The 16705-nt window shown below is 33.8% G+C and carries 16 protein-coding genes and 1 tRNA gene; 7 read left to right on the forward strand and 10 right to left on the reverse strand.

The window, feature by feature from the left end; genetic code table 11:
- Positions 1-248: 248 nt before the first annotated feature.
- From GJV76_RS01135 to GJV76_RS01150, 4 genes are all read right to left on the reverse strand, one after another.
- Positions 249-333 (reverse strand) — tRNA-Ser (locus tag GJV76_RS01135).
- A gap of 26 nt (positions 334-359) precedes the next feature.
- Entirely contained in the window at positions 360-1385 is a 1026-nt protein-coding gene (locus tag GJV76_RS01140; protein WP_155090805.1) for an asparaginase, read from the reverse strand.
- Positions 1378-2514 (reverse strand): 1-acyl-sn-glycerol-3-phosphate acyltransferase, encoded by a 1137-nt coding sequence (locus GJV76_RS01145; RefSeq protein WP_155090806.1) that lies wholly within the window; start codon positions 2512-2514, stop codon positions 1378-1380. Before GJV76_RS01145 ends, GJV76_RS01140 begins: the two co-directional genes overlap by 8 nt.
- A gap of 44 nt (positions 2515-2558) precedes the next feature.
- Positions 2559-3329: a TatD family hydrolase gene (locus GJV76_RS01150; RefSeq protein ID WP_155090807.1), complete on the reverse strand. Its 771-nt coding sequence runs from the start codon at positions 3327-3329 to the stop codon at positions 2559-2561.
- Positions 3330-3407: 78 nt separating this feature from the next.
- On the opposite strand from GJV76_RS01150, the gene GJV76_RS01155 reads away from it, so the two are divergent.
- Positions 3408-3845: a retropepsin-like aspartic protease gene (locus GJV76_RS01155; RefSeq protein ID WP_155090808.1), complete on the forward strand. Its 438-nt coding sequence runs from the start codon at positions 3408-3410 to the stop codon at positions 3843-3845.
- A 2-nt stretch (positions 3846-3847) separates the two neighbouring features.
- Here GJV76_RS01155 and GJV76_RS01160 read toward each other — a convergent pair whose 3' ends face one another.
- Positions 3848-4423 (reverse strand): DUF3109 family protein, encoded by a 576-nt coding sequence (locus tag GJV76_RS01160; protein WP_155090809.1) that lies wholly within the window; start codon positions 4421-4423, stop codon positions 3848-3850.
- A 616-nt stretch (positions 4424-5039) separates the two neighbouring features.
- Between GJV76_RS01160 and GJV76_RS01165 the strand changes: the two genes are divergently transcribed.
- From GJV76_RS01165 to GJV76_RS01175, 3 genes are all read left to right on the forward strand, one after another.
- On the forward strand, positions 5040-5234 hold the full coding sequence (locus GJV76_RS01165; RefSeq protein ID WP_155090810.1) for a hypothetical protein: 195 nt from the start codon (positions 5040-5042) through the stop codon (positions 5232-5234).
- 1 nt (position 5235) lies between these two features.
- Positions 5236-5853 carry an FAD-dependent oxidoreductase gene (locus GJV76_RS01170; RefSeq protein WP_155090811.1) on the forward strand — a complete coding sequence of 206 codons (618 nt, stop codon included), beginning with the start codon at positions 5236-5238 and terminating at the stop codon, positions 5851-5853.
- A 113-nt stretch (positions 5854-5966) separates the two neighbouring features.
- On the forward strand, positions 5967-6350 hold the full coding sequence (locus GJV76_RS01175) for a DUF805 domain-containing protein (RefSeq protein WP_155090812.1): 384 nt from the start codon (positions 5967-5969) through the stop codon (positions 6348-6350).
- A gap of 73 nt (positions 6351-6423) precedes the next feature.
- Here the strand turns inward: GJV76_RS01175 and GJV76_RS01180 are convergent, their stop codons facing one another.
- The 5 genes from GJV76_RS01180 to GJV76_RS01200 form a co-directional block, all read right to left on the reverse strand.
- On the reverse strand, positions 6424-7392 hold the full coding sequence (locus tag GJV76_RS01180; protein WP_155090813.1) for a PCMD domain-containing protein: 969 nt from the start codon (positions 7390-7392) through the stop codon (positions 6424-6426).
- 15 nt (positions 7393-7407) lie between these two features.
- A complete protein-coding gene (locus GJV76_RS01185; protein ID WP_155090814.1) occupies positions 7408-9123 on the reverse strand; it encodes a phosphoethanolamine transferase in 1716 nt (571 codons plus the stop codon).
- Between the two features lie 12 nt (positions 9124-9135).
- Positions 9136-10308 (reverse strand): BamA/TamA family outer membrane protein, encoded by a 1173-nt coding sequence (locus GJV76_RS01190; RefSeq protein ID WP_155090815.1) that lies wholly within the window; start codon positions 10306-10308, stop codon positions 9136-9138.
- Between the two features lie 151 nt (positions 10309-10459).
- Positions 10460-11653: an aromatic amino acid transport family protein gene (locus GJV76_RS01195; protein ID WP_155090816.1), complete on the reverse strand. Its 1194-nt coding sequence runs from the start codon at positions 11651-11653 to the stop codon at positions 10460-10462.
- A 114-nt stretch (positions 11654-11767) separates the two neighbouring features.
- A complete protein-coding gene (locus GJV76_RS01200) occupies positions 11768-13330 on the reverse strand; it encodes a phosphoethanolamine transferase (RefSeq protein WP_155090817.1) in 1563 nt (520 codons plus the stop codon).
- A 214-nt stretch (positions 13331-13544) separates the two neighbouring features.
- Between GJV76_RS01200 and GJV76_RS01205 the strand changes: the two genes are divergently transcribed.
- The 3 genes from GJV76_RS01205 to GJV76_RS01215 all read left to right on the forward strand — a co-directional run bounded on the left by GJV76_RS01205 (position 13545) and on the right by GJV76_RS01215 (position 16693).
- Positions 13545-13916: a hypothetical protein gene (locus GJV76_RS01205; RefSeq protein WP_155090818.1), complete on the forward strand. Its 372-nt coding sequence runs from the start codon at positions 13545-13547 to the stop codon at positions 13914-13916.
- A gap of 69 nt (positions 13917-13985) precedes the next feature.
- The gene (locus tag GJV76_RS01210) at positions 13986-16352 is read left to right on the forward strand and encodes a TonB-dependent receptor (protein WP_155090819.1); all 2367 of its coding nucleotides are present in this window, start codon (positions 13986-13988) and stop codon (positions 16350-16352) included.
- Positions 16352-16693: a hypothetical protein gene (locus GJV76_RS01215; protein WP_155090820.1), complete on the forward strand. Its 342-nt coding sequence runs from the start codon at positions 16352-16354 to the stop codon at positions 16691-16693. Before GJV76_RS01210 ends, GJV76_RS01215 begins: the two co-directional genes overlap by 1 nt.
- Positions 16694-16705: the final 12 nt, after the last annotated feature.

Here is a 16705-nt window from a genome sequence, read left to right on the forward strand (position 1 = left end):
ATATCGAAAGAACGACACTGATATACTTTAGTGTCTTTTTAAGTAGCTAAACTACCTATCAGGGTGGAATTTGTCATTACTTTATTCACAGTAGGGCAAAAACCTTTGATCAATCACATCATTCAAGCGTTAAACTCTTTTGTATTGTGTATAGAGGTGAAAAGAAAAGAGCATCTATTTCTTTTAGATTGGCATAAGTTTAGCTTCGTTTCCAACGCTTAATACTGATTCGATATAAAAATGATTTGCAGAAAGGAAGGGATTCGAACCCTCGATACATTGCTGTATACACACTTTCCAGGCGTGCGCCTTCGACCGCTCGGCCACCTTTCTGTTTATTTTAGTTGCGAATATAGCAATTAATCTTCCATTTCACCACAGATTGGTGTTTCAAAAGCTAATTTAAAATCGCTGATATCACTTTTTGCCAATAGGTACATTAGTTTGGTGATTGCCGCTTCTGTGGTAATATCTTTTCCTGAGATAACGCCAATTTCCTTTAATTCAGTACTGGTTTCATATTTGCCCATATGTACACTTCCACTAGAACACTGGGTTACATTGATAACCTTTAGCCCTTTTTTAATAGCCTGAGATAGTGTGTTTAAGAACCATGCTTCTGTTGGGGCATTTCCCGATCCGTATGTTTCTAATACTATTCCTTTTAGCTCTGGAATATTTAGAATGGCTTGTAATACATTTTGTTGTATTCCTGGGAAAACTTTCAAGATCATGACATCTCTCGACATTTTCTTATATACTGTAAAAGGCAAGTCTTGTGAGGTATAAGTCAAGAGAGATTTGTTTACTCTTAAATTGACCCCTGACTCTGCCAAGTGAGGTATATTTGGAGATGTGAAGGCGTTAAATAATTCAGCACTTACCTTTGATGTTCTATTTCCTCTATAGAGTTTGTACTCAAAGTATAAACAAACCTCCTGAATTACAGGTAAATTGTTATTCTGCAAAGCAGCTACTTGTATGGCTGTAATTAAGTTTTCTTTCGCATCAGTACGCAGATCGCCAATTGGTAATTGTGACCCTGTTAGGATAACGGGTTTGTGTAAGTTTTCCAACATAAAGCTCAGCGCAGATGCTGAATATGACATAGTATCAGAGCCATGTAAAATTACAAAACCATCGAATTTCTCATAGTATTCTTCAATAACAGAGGCCATTTGTACCCACATTTCAGGGCGCATATCCGATGAATCAATTGGAACGTCAAAAGAATAAGTTTCAATAGAACAATCCAAAAGGTGTAATTCTGGGATGCGCTCTACAAGCTGGTCAAAATTAAATGCCTTTAAAGCACCTGTTTTAAAGTCTTTGACCATGCCTATTGTCCCTCCTGTATAAATCAAAAGGATTGAAGGCTTATTCATTTTCTATTAGTTTTAATTTATTAACTACTGGGTTTGCATACATCGCTAAGAAATTATCAACAATAATTTGGTTTTCCTTATTGACGCGCAATTCCAATCTTCTTTCAAACAATTGTTTTTCTTGATCAGTATATTTGTCTTTAAACTTATTTGTTTTGTTTAAAATGTCGTATGCAATATAATTTGTAGGCCACAATCTATAGTTCTTGATGATGGAGTTATCAATCACAGAAGTGAGGGCTTGCATTTGTTTATTGGTTTTATCAAAGTTTGCTTTGATATTGTCTAATTCTGCATCAAGTACATCTCCTACGTGAATGTGAATTCCCCTTTTCTGACCTATGATACCGCTATAAAGGTTAATGAAGTCTTCGTTGCGATCTTTTACATAATCTTCATTATTCGCTTTAGCTAATATTTGAGGCATTTTCAAGGCATCCGTAGGGTCGTATTCATAAGAAATAGAAACGGGAACAATCTTTATCTTTTTAAAATAATCCATTAGGCATTCCTCATCAGATGCCATTCCCAGCATTTTTAGTACTCCTTGATGTGTGGCGTCATTTCCATCTTTGGTACGACCTTCTCTCTGAGCAATCCACACAGATCTATTCTCTTCGGTCAATAGATGTCTGATGTATTCAGACATTAACTTAGAGCTTTCCAATAGTTCACGCGGTGGTAATCCCCTTCTAACAAGGAAGTTTCTATTGACTTTTGCAAGTGCTAATAAAAATGACTTTTGTACTAAATTATCTCCAATTGCAGAAGCAGTCATAATCATTCCATGATCTTTTAGAGATACATTCAATAGTGATGTATCCATAATAATGTCACGGTGATTAGAGATATATAGATAAGAAGTGTTTTTATCAAGTTTTTCGAAACCTGATGAGCTTAGTCCATTCGAACTTTTCTCAAGGATTCTCTGTATTGAATGGTAAGCAAAATCATTTTGAAATTGCTGTATAGATTTTACTTCTCTTAAAGATTCCAACCATTGATCTTCCGTTTTATTAGGAAAAGTAAAACCCATTAAAGCTTTGATCATTGGGTGTTTTGAAATTTGTTTTAGAACTTCATTTACTTCATGATCATGGTAATGGCGTATTTCGTCAAATTTAGACATTATCGTGCTTTATTATTATAACTATAATTTAATATATGTTCCGTTTAAATACCAAAAACATCAACAGAATTAGCTGTTGTTTGTTTGGCAATTTCTTCAAGTGATAAATCGTATATCGCAGCTAATTTTTCAGCTACATTTACAATATATGCACTTTCGTTTCTCTTTCCTCTATAAGGGACAGGTGCAAGATACGGAGAATCAGTTTCTAATACGATGTGTTTTAAATCTATTTTATGAAGAAATTGATCAATTTTTCCGTTCTTGAATGTTGCTACACCACCTATTCCCAATTTTAAGTTATAAGAGATTGCTCTTCTCGCATCTTCCTCAGTACCAGAGAAACAGTGGAAAATCCCTCTTAATTCTTCCCCTTTTTCCCTTTCTAATACTTCGAAAACTTCTTCAAATGCATCTCGGCAATGAATGTTTATTGGCAATTTGTACTTTTTGGCTAATTGAATTTGGCGTTGAAATGCCTCTTGTTGTAAAGCTAAAGTAGACTTGTCCCAATATAAGTCAATGCCTATTTCTCCTACTGCATAAAACTGTCTTCTTTCTAATTCTCTCTCTACAAATGCTAATTCTTGTTGATAAGTTTCAGGTTTTACATCTGTAGGATGCAATCCCATCATGAGAAAGATGTTGTTAGGAAATTCCTTTTCTAATTCATACATTTTATCAGCATAACTTGAATCGATTGCTGGTATAAAAAAACGCGTAACACCCTTTAATATTGCTCGATTTATTGTTTCTTTGCGATCTTCTGCAAATGCATCAGAATATAAATGTGTATGTGTGTCTGTAAAAATCATTCCTATTGGTGTATTTTATTTGCTATTTTGCGAGTACAAAAGTACCTTATTAAAATGAATTAAAACTATATTTTGCTCATGGAAAACTTAAAAGAGATTTTAAAAAAAGAAAAGTACAAGCGTATTAAGTTTAAGATTTCGCGTACGCAGCATCTTTTCGTAAGAGCCAAAATTAATGGAGTATGGGGTGATTTTATCTTAGATACAGGTGCGTCAAACAGTTGTATTGACTTTTCGCATATCGATATGTTTAATATTGTAGCTTCTGAATCGACTACAAAAGCCACAGGAGCTGGAGCAAATGGATTATTTACACAAGTATCTTATAAGAACCATCTTCAGCTTGGAAGATGGCATCAAAAAGACTTCAATTTTGTATTATTAGATTTAACGCATGTCAATAATGCCTTGACAGAGTATAAAACGAAAAATGTTCACGGCATTATTGGTTCAGACGTATTGTTAATAGGCGAAGCGATTATAGATTACAAGGAGTGTACCTTATATATAAAGTAATTTTACTTGTTTTGTTTAGCCCATTCTGTGGCAACCTCTTCAAGTTCTTTGTACCAATCTTCTCCGTATTTTCTTATTAATGGGTCTTTTAAGAACTTGTAAACGGGTACTTCTAATTCTTGTCCTAAAGCACAAGCATCACTGCAAATGTGCCATTTGTGATAATTTACCGCAGCAAATGATGAAAATTCTTTTATTCGAATAGGATATAGATGACATGATATTGGTTTTTTCCAATCGATTAATCCTTCGCGATGTGCTTTCTCTATACCGCAAAGCGCCATATTATTCTCATAAATAACATACGCACATTCACCACCTTCAATTAATGGTGTTTCGATTTCCCCATCTTCTCCTTTTACCGTTTTTCCTTGTCTTTCAATTGCTTCAATTCCTTCAGGTCTAAGGAAAGGTTTTACTGTTTCGTAAATATCTTCCATTATAGCAACTTCTCCTTCTTCTACAGGAGCTCCTGCATCGCCATCAATGCAACATTGTCCTTTGCACGCTGATAGATTGCATACAAACTCTTTTTCTAATACATCTTCCGATACGATTGTTTTTCCGATTTGAAACATAATAATTTAGATAATATAAAAGGTTTGCAAAAATACGAATCTTATATCTATTTTAATCTCTTAGTGTTTTGACTTTGATACTTTATAATCAAACTAAATAGTTAATTAGACGTAAAGGGTTACTATTTGCGGTTTGTAAAGTTTATTGAAGATAGGCGTATTTTCTTTGAGTGTAGTTCTGTTGTATATAAGGTTTGGTAGGGAGGTCTATCTCTTTAGGACCTCTAATGGAGGGAGCTTAGATTAAGTAAGAAGTACGAAAGTCCTAAGTAGAAATAAAGAACTCTTTGCTATAAAGTACTTGAGGAATGTAGAGGAGAATCTCTCTTTTGCATGATATCTGTTTCTATTTGCAGTAAACTTGACTATTTGCTGCTTATTTTCAACTTGTTATTGCCTCTTTTTATATTGAATGTTTTTCGTTAGTTGAGGTAGATTTCACATCCCAATGTAATTTTTGTTTCAGTAATAATAGCCCTTACTTAAATTTACTTGTTAGTTATCATAAAGTTTTTGTGTTGATGTTAAATTGCAAGCGTGCTTTGTTAAAGCTTAATATGAATAAATAATATTTTTGTACTTTCGGACAATAATCTCAAATTCTTTATAACAGAAAATGAAAATATTTACTTACGTTATGTTCGTTGTAATTGCAGCATTGATTATTTTTAATGTTACAATGCTTGATTTTAATAATCTATTTCAGGGAGATAGTTTGATTGCGTTAATAAGTATTGTTGCTTTACTATGTGGAGTTTGCATTCTATTGATTTACCGCACTTCTAAAATTATTCAGAATAAAACAAAGTAGAATGGTAGCTATCTATGATGTTTTGATTTTAGGTGGTGGTGTATCAGGTGTTTCGTGTGCTCAAATTCTCGGTAGTGCTTTTAAGAAGGATTTCGCAAAAGATAAGAGAGTGGGAATTATGACACACCAAAAAGCTTCAATGCTTCAAGATGCTGTTTTTAATAACGCTTATGGAATTAAACCAGGAACACTTGGAAGTACTTTACTGAAGGAGTCATTAGATTATTTGTCGTTTTATCCTCAAATCAGTCAAATTGAGGGAGAGAAGGTATTGTCTGTAATCAAGAGAGATCATAGTTACGAGGTTTTAACGAATAAGAATACTTATCATGCTCATATTGTTGTAGTAGCTGTTAATTCGAGTCCTTCTTTTGACATTGAAGGACTAAAAGAATTTGTAGAGCCTCATCAAAAGTCTTTAGCTTCTAAAAATCGCATACAGTTAAGAAATCAAGATCACTTAGTGGCTGAGGGCATATATGTTGCAGGAACTTTGGCTGGACATAGAAGCCAATTGACTATTGCGGCTGGGAGTGGAGCAGCGGTGGCAACAGATATTTTAACGCTATGGAATGGAGGCGTTGAGACGCATAGTCACGATAGTTTAAGAAAGAAATAAGATCATAATCAACTAATATTGAAAAGCAATTAAAATTTTTTAATTGCTTTTTTTGTTTTTATAATTTAATAAATTGTAAATTTGCTGTTAAAGTTTTAAAAAAAATTAGACCTATGGAATGGTATTTAAAAGTAATTAAAGAGCATTATGCTGATTTTAATGGTAGAGCAAGAAGACAAGAGTATTGGATGTTTACATTGATAAACATATTAGTGTCACTTGTATTAGCTGTAGTAGATTATGTTTTAGGAACTGGATTTATTGGAAGTATTTATAGCTTAGCTGTACTTCTTCCTGGTTTAGCAGTTTCTGTTCGTCGTTTACACGATTTAGGAAAAAGCGGATGGCTTCTTCTTCTTGCATTGATTCCTTTAGTAGGAGCAATTATCTTACTTGTATGGTTTGCAACAGAAGGTAATGCAGGATCAAATGAGTATGGTAAAGATCCAAAGAACCCACACGAAGATATCAATGAAATTGGGCAAACAAATTTCTAAGATAAAAAAAAGCATTTAAGTAATTAAATGCTTTTTTTTGTATTCAAAATGTTGAGGTGCAATTTGCATTATCTTATTTCACGTCATAGACTAAACCTACGTTATCTATCCAAAGTCTACTATCTGTATTTCCTATATATGCTCCCCCATTACTTGAAGAAAATTGAACAATAATATGGGTAACTTCATCGTCTTTATCTCCCCATTCTTCTTCTAAAATAGGAACCATTTTACCTTTACTATTTCTCGTGTAGTAAGCCATTTCTCCACTTCGCAACGACATATAATCTCCATAGTAACTTTCTTTGGATATGTTGCCATAATTTACAAGGATGCGGTGTTTGTTCTGCCATTCCTTTACCGATTTGCTAAAGCGTTGCCACCCAGTTCCGATTCTTTTAGCATGTACATTTCCGTCTTTATCCTCCCATCGTTTTTGCAATAGTATCTGTATTTCAGCCATATCATTTCTGTTGGCATCTGTACCTTTTCCCATACCATTTACTTTTTTAGAAGGACCACCTGTTGTCACTTTGTAATCAAATTGAAGGGCTTTTGGCTTTTTTGTAAATGGAATACCCGTCACTAATTTACTTTGTGGGTTCTTAGTGTCTGTTATGGGTTCTACCATTTCTCCTAAAAATATTGTTCCGCTTGCAAGTACATTTATATTGATCACACCTAATACTTTTACACGTTCTATTCGCGTTTCTAATCTCGCTGCAAAACCGCTATTTCTCTTTTCAGGAAAAACGGTTACACTTCCTTTCGTAATGCCGCTAACAGTTGCAAGTACTGAGGAAGTAGCCCAAGGAGATTTGGTACTTTTATATGGTGTATTGTCTTTTAATGTGTCTTTTTGATCAGTGATAGAGTACAAGTATTGTGTGTTTCCACCAATGAGGAAAGACTCTTTAATTTCTCTTACCATCCACTTATCCATATTGCCATAAGGCAGCAATTCGACTTTTTCCTTTTGGGCAAAGCAAAGAGCTGGTATGCTAAGTAAGGTGGCTGCTAATATATGTTTCAGTGTTGTCATTTTTTTGTTGTTTAATTAGTGAATGTTGTTTTTTTCTAACATCTCAAAGTCTTCTTTTTTGAGATTCATCTTTCGATAAGGGACTGCAATATCATGGTCGTTTAGATATTCCCGTTCTTTTGTTACAAAAATGGGGTTGACTAAAGACAGGTCTTGTTCTAAATAATTTGTTTTTATACTTGCTATATCTAACATGGTATGAAAGATTGCATTTGTAGAAATAGGTTTGTTGACATTAGTTGAAATAGCCTCTATTTTATTTTGATTCTCAGCGCTATACTCATTTGAAAACCATACGAATAAAGGTATTCTTAATTGATAATAAGTTGGTGTGGGTGAAGCATGTAAGAACTTCCCTCTCTTATCATCAAATAAATCTTCTCCGTGGTCAGAGGTGTATAGTAATGCTGTAGAGGCATTTGTTTTCTTCAAGGCGTCTATTGTGCTTGATAAGAAGTAGTCAGTGTACAAAATTGTGTTGTCATAGGCATTTAGTAAATGCTCCCTCTCTGATTTTTTTACACCTGCGATTTCGTCAGACATAAATTGTTTAAACTCCTTTGGATAGCGCTCCATATAATTAAAGTGTGAACCATAGGTGTGTAAAAGTATAAACAGGTTGTCTTCAGTACTATTGATGATTTCTTCCATGATGGGAATTAATTCTGCATCATAGTGATTTTGGGTCATTCTTGTCTTTGAATCAGTTGTGCGAATCGTCTTGTAAATATCAGCTTCTTTCGTAAAGTATTCAATAAATGATGAATTTTCAGCTTGATTAGAAATACAAACTGTTTTGAAATTGGCTTCTTTGAATGCTTGAGCAATTCCTTTTCTATTGTATATGATATTGTAATTACTCGCTTCGGCATCTGATAAAATGATAGATACACTTTTGTGTGTTGTATTAGATTGCGTTAGTGCATCTTTGAAGACAAACAGATTATCTTGTTTGCTGAGTAGGGGCGTGGTAGGTCTGTCGTAACCATAAAGTTGCCAATTGTCAGCTCTACTTGTCTCACCCACAATCAGAACATATATTTCTCTTTGCTGTGATTTCTTTTCTTTTACAGCGTGAAATTTGAATCCTTCTGAAGTTATTGGATATCGCTTTACTTTATCCCATTTATTGACTGCAAACCCCAAGTTGTGAATGGCATTAATAGGATACACATGTTGATTAAAGGCGAATGTATTTGAATTGGTGTTTTCACTCCAAAAAGACAAAATTAAACTTGCTGCTAAAATAGCGAAAGAAGGAAGGAATACTTTTTTTCGGAAAGCCCAATCCAGATAAATCCTCTTTCTCCATTGCATAATGGCCAGAATAGTAGCAGGTAAATATAGAAAACAAACAAGGGCTATTGATGGTAGCAAACTACCTAATAATTCATTAATTTCACTTGTGTTTGTAGTTGCTACATTGAGAAACATATCTGCGGCGATCACATCTTCTCCAAACAGATAGAATAATACAATTTGAAAAGCATGCAAGAAGAGTAGAGGGAAGTAAATAATTTGCCACTTTCCTGTGTTCTTAAATGCGGATAAAATAAATATATAAAACCCTAAAGGGAATAATAGGGTAACAATCTTCCCAAAGAGATTTACAGGTGCATTGAAAAAGAAATAGATGGAAGGAACCATGTTTACAGTTATATAAAACCAAAACAAAGCTTTCGGATTGTTTATTATTTTTGAAACAATCCCTTTTTTTTCAGTCGTAGTCATTTGTCTTATTTCTTAGAACGATTCGTTAATATTAAAGTAAAAGCCACTTTGTCCTTTTCCTATGCCGTAATCTAATCGGATATTGACGCGGTTTTTAAATTCCCATCTGTAACCTATACCATAAGCTGGAAGGGTGTGTTTCCAATCGTAATTCTTGATGTTTTCAAATACATTACCGGCTCCACCCCAAATAGCTATTCCATGTCTGTTATAGATTTTCTGTCTTAATTCAACTTGTGTGTTTAGCTGCTTTCGATCCCTATACTGGCCCATAAAGTACCCTCTCATTTGTCGAGCACTTCCCAATAGGGAGAGCATATTCCATTGAACATCTCCATTGTTGAAGCTACCGTTCAAATCAAATGCCAAAAGCCCGCCTTTCCATACTTGTTGATACGTTCTGGCAGTAAAGTCAATTCGCCCAAAGTGGTGATTACTCCCAAGTGTTTTAGGGAAAAAGACTTGCTCGTATTTAATAAACCATCCTTTTGAGGGATTGGGAATAAAGTCTCGGGAATCATATTGAAGAATAAAACCTCCTCCGATTGCTGTACTTAGCATATCTCCTTCGGGAATCATTTCTTCTTTTTCGAAGTTTTTAGCTCTGAAATTTTGAGCAGAAAAAGTTACTCCAACATATGTATTTGGCAATACTTTTCTCAATACATCTAACTTTAAAGCCAGGCGATATTCATCGTATTTGGAATACTCATTTGCCGATCCAGCCTGATAACCAACTCCGTAAAATTTACTTGGCATGAAAGCAAAGTTCATGTCGTAGTTTAGGCGGTAATCATCATTGGGAAAAATAGTTGTGTTTTCTAAGCCAATTGAGAAGAAACCACTTGTCGTAAAATTGGTATATATAGATACAGCTGAAGGAGGTAACTCCATGTTTTCTTTGTCAAGTCTATATAAACCAGAGGCAACTATTCCAAGGCCAAGTTTAGTATCTACTGAATAACTTGGGCCACCAATAAAAGATAAGTCAAATTTTTTATCTGATTTATCTTTTTTCGCCTCTTCGAAATAACTTACAATCCGCTCAGTGAATTTTTTTTTAGTAGTAACACTGTCTGGGGTAATATTGCTATTATCAGGTTCTTGGGTTTCTTGAGCCATAGATATCATCGAAACAAAGAACATAATAATGAGCAATTGTATATGTATATAGTTTTGCTTCATATTATCAAAAATCTTAATCCACAAAGGTACGAAATATGTATTCGAGTAAAATCTCAAAGCTCTGAAATAAGGAGCGTAAAGTAAGTTTCTTAACTGTTTTTAGTAATAATTAGTTTAATGTTAAGAAATACATAAGCCATTCGTATAATGTTTATACTTTTTTCATTACTATTAGTATTTGACCAATAATAATAATGAAGGACACGGATAAAGTTGTGTAAATTGCTATTTTGTTAAATAATGTAACTTTTTTCTGATGAAATTGCATTGCTCGAACAAAAATAATGACGGGTACCACCAAAGCGAGAATCACCCCTGCTATCGCTGCGAAACCCAATGCCTTCATAAAACCTTCAGGGTAGAATAGGGCAAAACCCAGAGGAGGAAGGAAAGTAAGTGCACCTGATAAAGAAGGGATTACTTTGGAAGATTTGTTTTTTAATAAATCCTTGTAATAATCATAAAGACCAACGCTAACACCTAAAAACGATGTTCCTAATGCTGCAGCTGAAAACAGACTAAATAGCGTTTCTATATAGGTTGATTTTGCTACTTGTCGAATACTCATGATCAAGCCATCAAGAGGCTCTCTTTGTCTAAGTATAGACATAAATGTTGTTTGATCTAAACTGCCAAGTACTACGATTTGCCAGATTAAATATATCGCTAATGGAAGCAAACTCCCTAAAATGAATGCTCTATTGAGTAACTTCTTGTTTCCCCCAAGATAATTGACTATCGTTGGAATACTGCCATGAAAGCCAAATGAAGTGAAGATAGGTGGGATCGCAGCAATAATAAGCCCTTGCTTCAATGGCATTGAAAGTAAATTAATGCCTTGAATTAAAGGTATCATTAATATTACTAATACGATTAGAAAGATAACTTTAGCTGTAAATAGCCCTCTGGTAATAAGGTCGACTGATTTGGTACCGATGATGACTATCGTGCTAAAGAGGATAGAGAATAAAATGATTGCAAACTTTCTGTTGATATCTAAGTTAAATACCAGGTCGATATTTGTTTTTAAAATCGTTCCCCCTCCTGTCATATAGGCTGCTGTCAAAGAGTAGATTAAAAACATCAAACTTAACCCAGCAATGCGATTGACAAATAGATTAGTATATTTTCTAGTCAAGGTGTCAAATCCATCAGTGCACGAGTTAAACTCATAGATCTTTACCATTAGCAAAGCAGTATAGCAAGTGACAAACCATAGTAAGAATAGTAATAACGAAGATCCAATAAATCCAACTCCAGCCGAAGAAATTGGCATGGCTAACATTCCTGCTCCTATTGAGGATCCCGCAATAATTAAAATACTACCTAAAAGTTTACTATTCATTTTTTCTATGCGTTAAGCTACAAAGGTATGAAAAAGCTAAACCTTTATATACTATAAGCAGTTTTACAATGATCAAATATGTTTATTTAGTCGTTAGATTGAAAGATAGAGGTATCAATTATCTTGCTCAAGGTCTTTATAATTTTTGAGTTCCATATTTCCTGTGAGGATTTTATTTTCCTTATTCGCATCTTTTGTCATTCCTGTATCTAATCCAAGATAGTACTTAGTGTGTTCATACAGATTTGTAGTCGATATAGTATCGTTTATTTGTCCTGTAATCTTAAAATTTTGATCAACTGAATTACTGTGCCAGATAAAGTAAGGAACATCAATTCCCTTTTTACTCCATCCGTGTTTGTAATTGTGATTTTTGAATACTTGACCGTGATCAGATAAGTAAATAAGAATAGAATTAGTATTCTCTATTTTTTGGATGATTTGTTCCATGACAAAATCAGTATACAATACACTATTGTTGTATTCATTGATAGCTTTTTCAGTATTCGATTTGAATACATCAAATTCTTTTGGATAACGTTGATTAGCATCTAAGTGACTGCCGTTGATATGAATGATAATAAATCTCTTTTTATTATTGTCTGCTAAAGCTTGATCTAATAGTTTAAGGACAGATTCATCATGACTTTTATCTTTCCACTCTTTGTTTTGAGCCATTTCTGCAAGGAGTGATATCGTACTTACGTACTTTCCATACTTTTCTTGAGAAGACAACCAATAGGTGGACCAAATATTACTTTGGTTTGCAAGGTTAATTACATTGTCTTTGATAAAGTGAAGATCATATTTACTTGCGTTTGGTACGCCACTACTTAACATGTAAGGAACGGAAAGTATTGTAGAGCCTGACGGTGCTATAGCATTGTTGTAGATTAGTAAATTATCTTTTCTTTTATCAATATAGGGTGTTGTTTTTTCTAAATTACCATATAGAGATAAGGCATCTCTACGTTGAGATTCTCCTAAAAGGATAATAACATTTTGTAAGTTATTGTTTGTTGTTGTTAGGTTGCCATACGTGTGTACATCATCTGACATTTCTTTTGTATTGCGGATAATAGCAAAAGCTTCTTCGTATATACGAAGTGTAAATAATGGTACTTTATTTAGATAACGTTCATAGCGAATACCGTTAATATGCTCTAAATCTAAGTTTTTCTTTTTGTTTCTAAGACCATCTATAGTTATTCCAATAAATAGCAAAAGTGTTATAATGACAATTGCTTTCACTGTTTTAGTTTTCTTTAGCGAATTTAAGTTATAGGCGCAATACGTTACAATTATGAAGTAGAGTATAGAAATAAGTATATAAGGCATAAGTGAAATAAATATTTCTCTTACTTCTTTTGTTGTAGTCATTAAGGTACTCATTGCCATGTTTGTATCAAAACTACTGTTGTAGCTAAATCGTGCAACAATCACTTGGAAGAAATTGATGGTAATTAGTAGATTAATCAAATATGCGAATGATAGTCCTATTTTATTCTTTATTATTGTTGAAGATAGAATGAAAAAGCCAAAAGTTAAAAGCCAACAATATATATTGTTAGAAAACTTAAAGAAAGCTTCGTCACTATTAATAAAAATAGGTAAAAAAGATGCAATCAAAAGGATGGCAAAGGAAATTGATTTTTGTTTAGTAAGTTGACTTTTCAAAGTTTTTTTTGCGAATTTAATTAAATTTTATCATTTTTTCGTACATATAATGTATTTGTTTAACTTTTGAATTGTCATTTGTTGTCTGTTTGTCTGTTTTATTGAGTTTATTAACTTCATTATTATACCTTTAACGTTTTCTTGTTAGTTTAAATAGTTTAAAAAAAATGAGTCTATTGGGTTAGTATCTGAGATACTTATTTATATTTGCACTATGCAAAGAAGAATAAACATAGCGAGGGTTTTACTGATAGTAGCAGTTTTGTTTACTACAGTATTTCAGTTCATACATAGCTATGAACACGTTACTTCGTTTATATCTTATGCAAATGAACACAGTACACACGCTCACTTTAATGAAAAGCGTGAGGATAGTGGCAATAGGTTAGAATACAAGGTTAATCACAATGAACTTGAAAAATGTTTCGCATGTGATATTATTATTCCTGCTGATACTACACCTATTTTAGAACTAGCCTTTAGTTCTTTTGAACATCATGAGAAAGTACAACAAGAAGTTGTACAAACTTTCATTCCTTTATCTCATGTGTATTATTCTCTCAGGGCACCTCCTGTATTCGTTTAATTGTTTTTTTCCTTCTCATCTTATGTGAGTAAGGATAAGTATTTTATTAAACGAAAATATTATCAAAGTATGAGATTATCACTTTTGGTGTTATCTCTAATGTTTTCCATCTGCGTTTCTGCACAGAATTATAATGTTCGCGGAGAAGTATCAGATAGTTATGGACAGGCATTAGTGGGTAGTACTATACAATTAGGAGAATACGTTACACTAACAGATCTTAATGGACAGTTTTTATTTCAAAGTGTTCCTGCAGGTCAACATAGTTTTAGAATAAGCTTTATTGGTTATACTTCCATTGAGCAGGAGTTAAATGTAGGTTCAGATTTAAATTTACACTTTCATCTGAAAGATGATAACACACTTTTAGATCAAGTAGTTATTTCTTCAAAAGGAGTACAAACGGTTAGAAATACGGAAAAGATTTCTAACAAAGAACTTGTTGAGAAGTTTTCTGGATCATTAGCTAAGACCCTTGAGAATATACCTGGGGTTAATGCTATGGAGATTGGAGCGGGTGCTTCCAAACCTATTATTCGCGGACTTGGATTTAACCGTGTTGCGGTGGCTGAGAACGGAGCGAAGCAAGAAGGACAACAATGGGGAGCTGATCACGGATTAGAAATCGATGCCTTTAGTACAGAAGAAGTAGAAGTAGTAAAAGGGGTTGGAGCTATTGAATATGGAAGTGATGCTATTGGTGGAGTAATTAAAATCAACAATGAAAAGGTTCCAGAAGTACACTCTTTTTCTGGGAATGCAACGATATTTGGCAAGACTGTCAACGATTCTTATGGTGCTTCAATTCAATTGAAAGCACGTGAAGACAAGTTCTTTTATAAATTGAAGGCAACTGCACAAGATTATGGAGATTATAGGGTGCCCACAAAGGAAATATATTACTTGAATACGGATATCCCAATTTACGGTGGGCGAATGAAAAATACAGCAGGGAAGAACTTAGCCTTGTATGCTCAAGTTGGCTATGTAGATGGAAAGGTTAAAAATGTATTGAGTTTGAGTAATGTGTACGACAAAAGTGGTTTTTTCCCTGGATCACATGGACTACCTGATATATCAAGTGTTGTAGATGATGGTAATCACCGCAATATTGGGCTGCCAAATCAAAGTGTGAATCACTTTAAAGTAACGAACAATTTTAGCTATGACCTTACTGATAATAGTAAGTTTAGTGTTTTGCTTTCTTTTCAGAATAATAAACGACAAGAAAGTAGCCTTTTTCACTCGCACTTTGATAATCAACAAGCACCTACAAAAGACCCTAATTTAGAGTTAGAGTTCAATTTGAATACTTTTGATGCTGCAGTGAAGTATGAGTATTTGTCTCCTAATAATCACAAAAGTACTATTGGGGTACAGTACACTTATCAGAATAATACAATTGCAGGTTATGGCTTTTTATTGCCAAAGTTTAATCGATTTGGCATTGGTGCATTTGCTACGCATGAGCATTTTGTGAATGAACGATTAACTTGGGAGGCAGGAGTGCGTGCTGATTATGCCGAAATTCATATTAAACCATTTTACGACGAAGTATTGTACGATTATTTGAGAGGGAATGGGCATTCTCATAATTTTGCAGCAGACTATGCACAGCGCAGCCATAAAACAGATAAGGATTTTACAAGTTTTAATGCAATGGTTGGAGCGAAGTACGATTATACTGATAAAGTTAAGTTTGCTGCTACTTTTGGGACGAACTTTAGGTTTCCTACAGCAATTGAAATGGCTTCAAATGGAGTTCACCACGGAGCTTTTAGACATGAGAAAGGAAATAGTAATCTGAAGCCTGAGCAAGGGGTTGCTGTTGATTTTAGAGCAAGTTATGACAGTGATAACTTCAATACAACTCTTAGTCCTTATGCTTACTTTTTTTCTAACTATATTTTCCTGAAGCCATCAGGTAAGTTCTCTGTTTTACCAGATAGTGGCCAGATTTATGAATATTCTCAATCACAGGCATTTATATCAGGTTTTGAATGGAAAGTACAGCAGCGTTTCTTACAGCATTTTGTTTTTGATGGAGTATTTGAGTATATCTACAATCGTCAAATTTCAAATGGCAAGAAAGGGAATTATCCTTTGCCATTTTCTCCACCAATGAATTTCTTTGGTGAGTTAAAGTATGAGCTTAACGATTGGAAGGTGTTTAAAAATACAGAAGCATTTGTCAATGGCAAGTGGTATGCTAAACAAGAGCGAATCGCCCAAGGAGAATCAATTACACCGAGCTCTTTTAGTTTTGGAGCAGGTATAACTTCTTCTATAAGAGTTGGAAATTTTGAAGCAAAAACAAGTTTAGTAGCTACGAATATCTTCGATAGAAAGATCCTTAATCACATGAGTTTTTATCGTCCATTAGAAATACCAGAATTAGGTAGATCAATTCAATTAATGATTCAAATTCCCTTTTAATGAACAAAAAGAACATTCGTGTTCTGTGGTTGACATTGATGTTATCGGTATTTATTATACCACACATCAGCAATGTTTTACACTTTGTTGTTATAAAGCATGATTTTGGAAGAAGAACTAAGGTATTAGAATATGTCAATAGCAATAGTATTCACTATTGTGATCAATATTTGTTTAAGATTTCTCCTTTACTTGAGTTTGATTCAATTCAATGGGAGGTAATTGTCGAGTTAGCTTATCACTGCGTTGATGATTTCTATCTATTAAGCAAATACAGTTTTGATACTTTTTATTATTATTTAAGAGGACCTCCTGAGGTGTTGTTTCTTACACATATATAGACAACACAACAG

Source organism: Myroides albus (assembly GCF_009711045.1).
In the GTDB taxonomy this organism is placed as follows: Bacteria; Bacteroidota; Bacteroidia; order Flavobacteriales; family Flavobacteriaceae; genus Flavobacterium; species Flavobacterium album_A.

Excerpts from the sequence above, each read along its gene's own strand:
- GJV76_RS01195 (WP_155090816.1), bottom strand. The coding sequence starts at position 11,653 with ATGAATAGTAAACTTTTAGGTAGTATTTTAATTATTGCGGGATCCTCA.
- GJV76_RS01175 (WP_155090812.1), top strand. The coding sequence starts at position 5,967 with ATGGAATGGTATTTAAAAGTAATTAAAGAGCATTATGCTGATTTTAAT.
- GJV76_RS01215 (WP_155090820.1), top strand. The coding sequence starts at position 16,352 with ATGAACAAAAAGAACATTCGTGTTCTGTGGTTGACATTGATGTTATCG.
- GJV76_RS01140 (WP_155090805.1), bottom strand. The coding sequence starts at position 1,385 with ATGAATAAGCCTTCAATCCTTTTGATTTATACAGGAGGGACAATAGGC.
- GJV76_RS01205 (WP_155090818.1), top strand. The coding sequence starts at position 13,545 with ATGCAAAGAAGAATAAACATAGCGAGGGTTTTACTGATAGTAGCAGTT.
- GJV76_RS01170 (WP_155090811.1), top strand. The coding sequence starts at position 5,236 with ATGGTAGCTATCTATGATGTTTTGATTTTAGGTGGTGGTGTATCAGGT.
- GJV76_RS01185 (WP_155090814.1), bottom strand. The coding sequence starts at position 9,123 with ATGACTACGACTGAAAAAAAAGGGATTGTTTCAAAAATAATAAACAAT.
- GJV76_RS01165 (WP_155090810.1), top strand. The coding sequence starts at position 5,040 with ATGAAAATATTTACTTACGTTATGTTCGTTGTAATTGCAGCATTGATT.
- GJV76_RS01155 (WP_155090808.1), top strand. The coding sequence starts at position 3,408 with ATGGAAAACTTAAAAGAGATTTTAAAAAAAGAAAAGTACAAGCGTATT.
- GJV76_RS01190 (WP_155090815.1), bottom strand. The coding sequence starts at position 10,308 with ATGAAGCAAAACTATATACATATACAATTGCTCATTATTATGTTCTTT.
- GJV76_RS01160 (WP_155090809.1), bottom strand. The coding sequence starts at position 4,423 with ATGTTTCAAATCGGAAAAACAATCGTATCGGAAGATGTATTAGAAAAA.
- GJV76_RS01210 (WP_155090819.1), top strand. The coding sequence starts at position 13,986 with ATGAGATTATCACTTTTGGTGTTATCTCTAATGTTTTCCATCTGCGTT.
- GJV76_RS01180 (WP_155090813.1), bottom strand. The coding sequence starts at position 7,392 with ATGACAACACTGAAACATATATTAGCAGCCACCTTACTTAGCATACCA.
- GJV76_RS01145 (WP_155090806.1), bottom strand. The coding sequence starts at position 2,514 with ATGTCTAAATTTGACGAAATACGCCATTACCATGATCATGAAGTAAAT.
- GJV76_RS01150 (WP_155090807.1), bottom strand. The coding sequence starts at position 3,329 with ATGATTTTTACAGACACACATACACATTTATATTCTGATGCATTTGCA.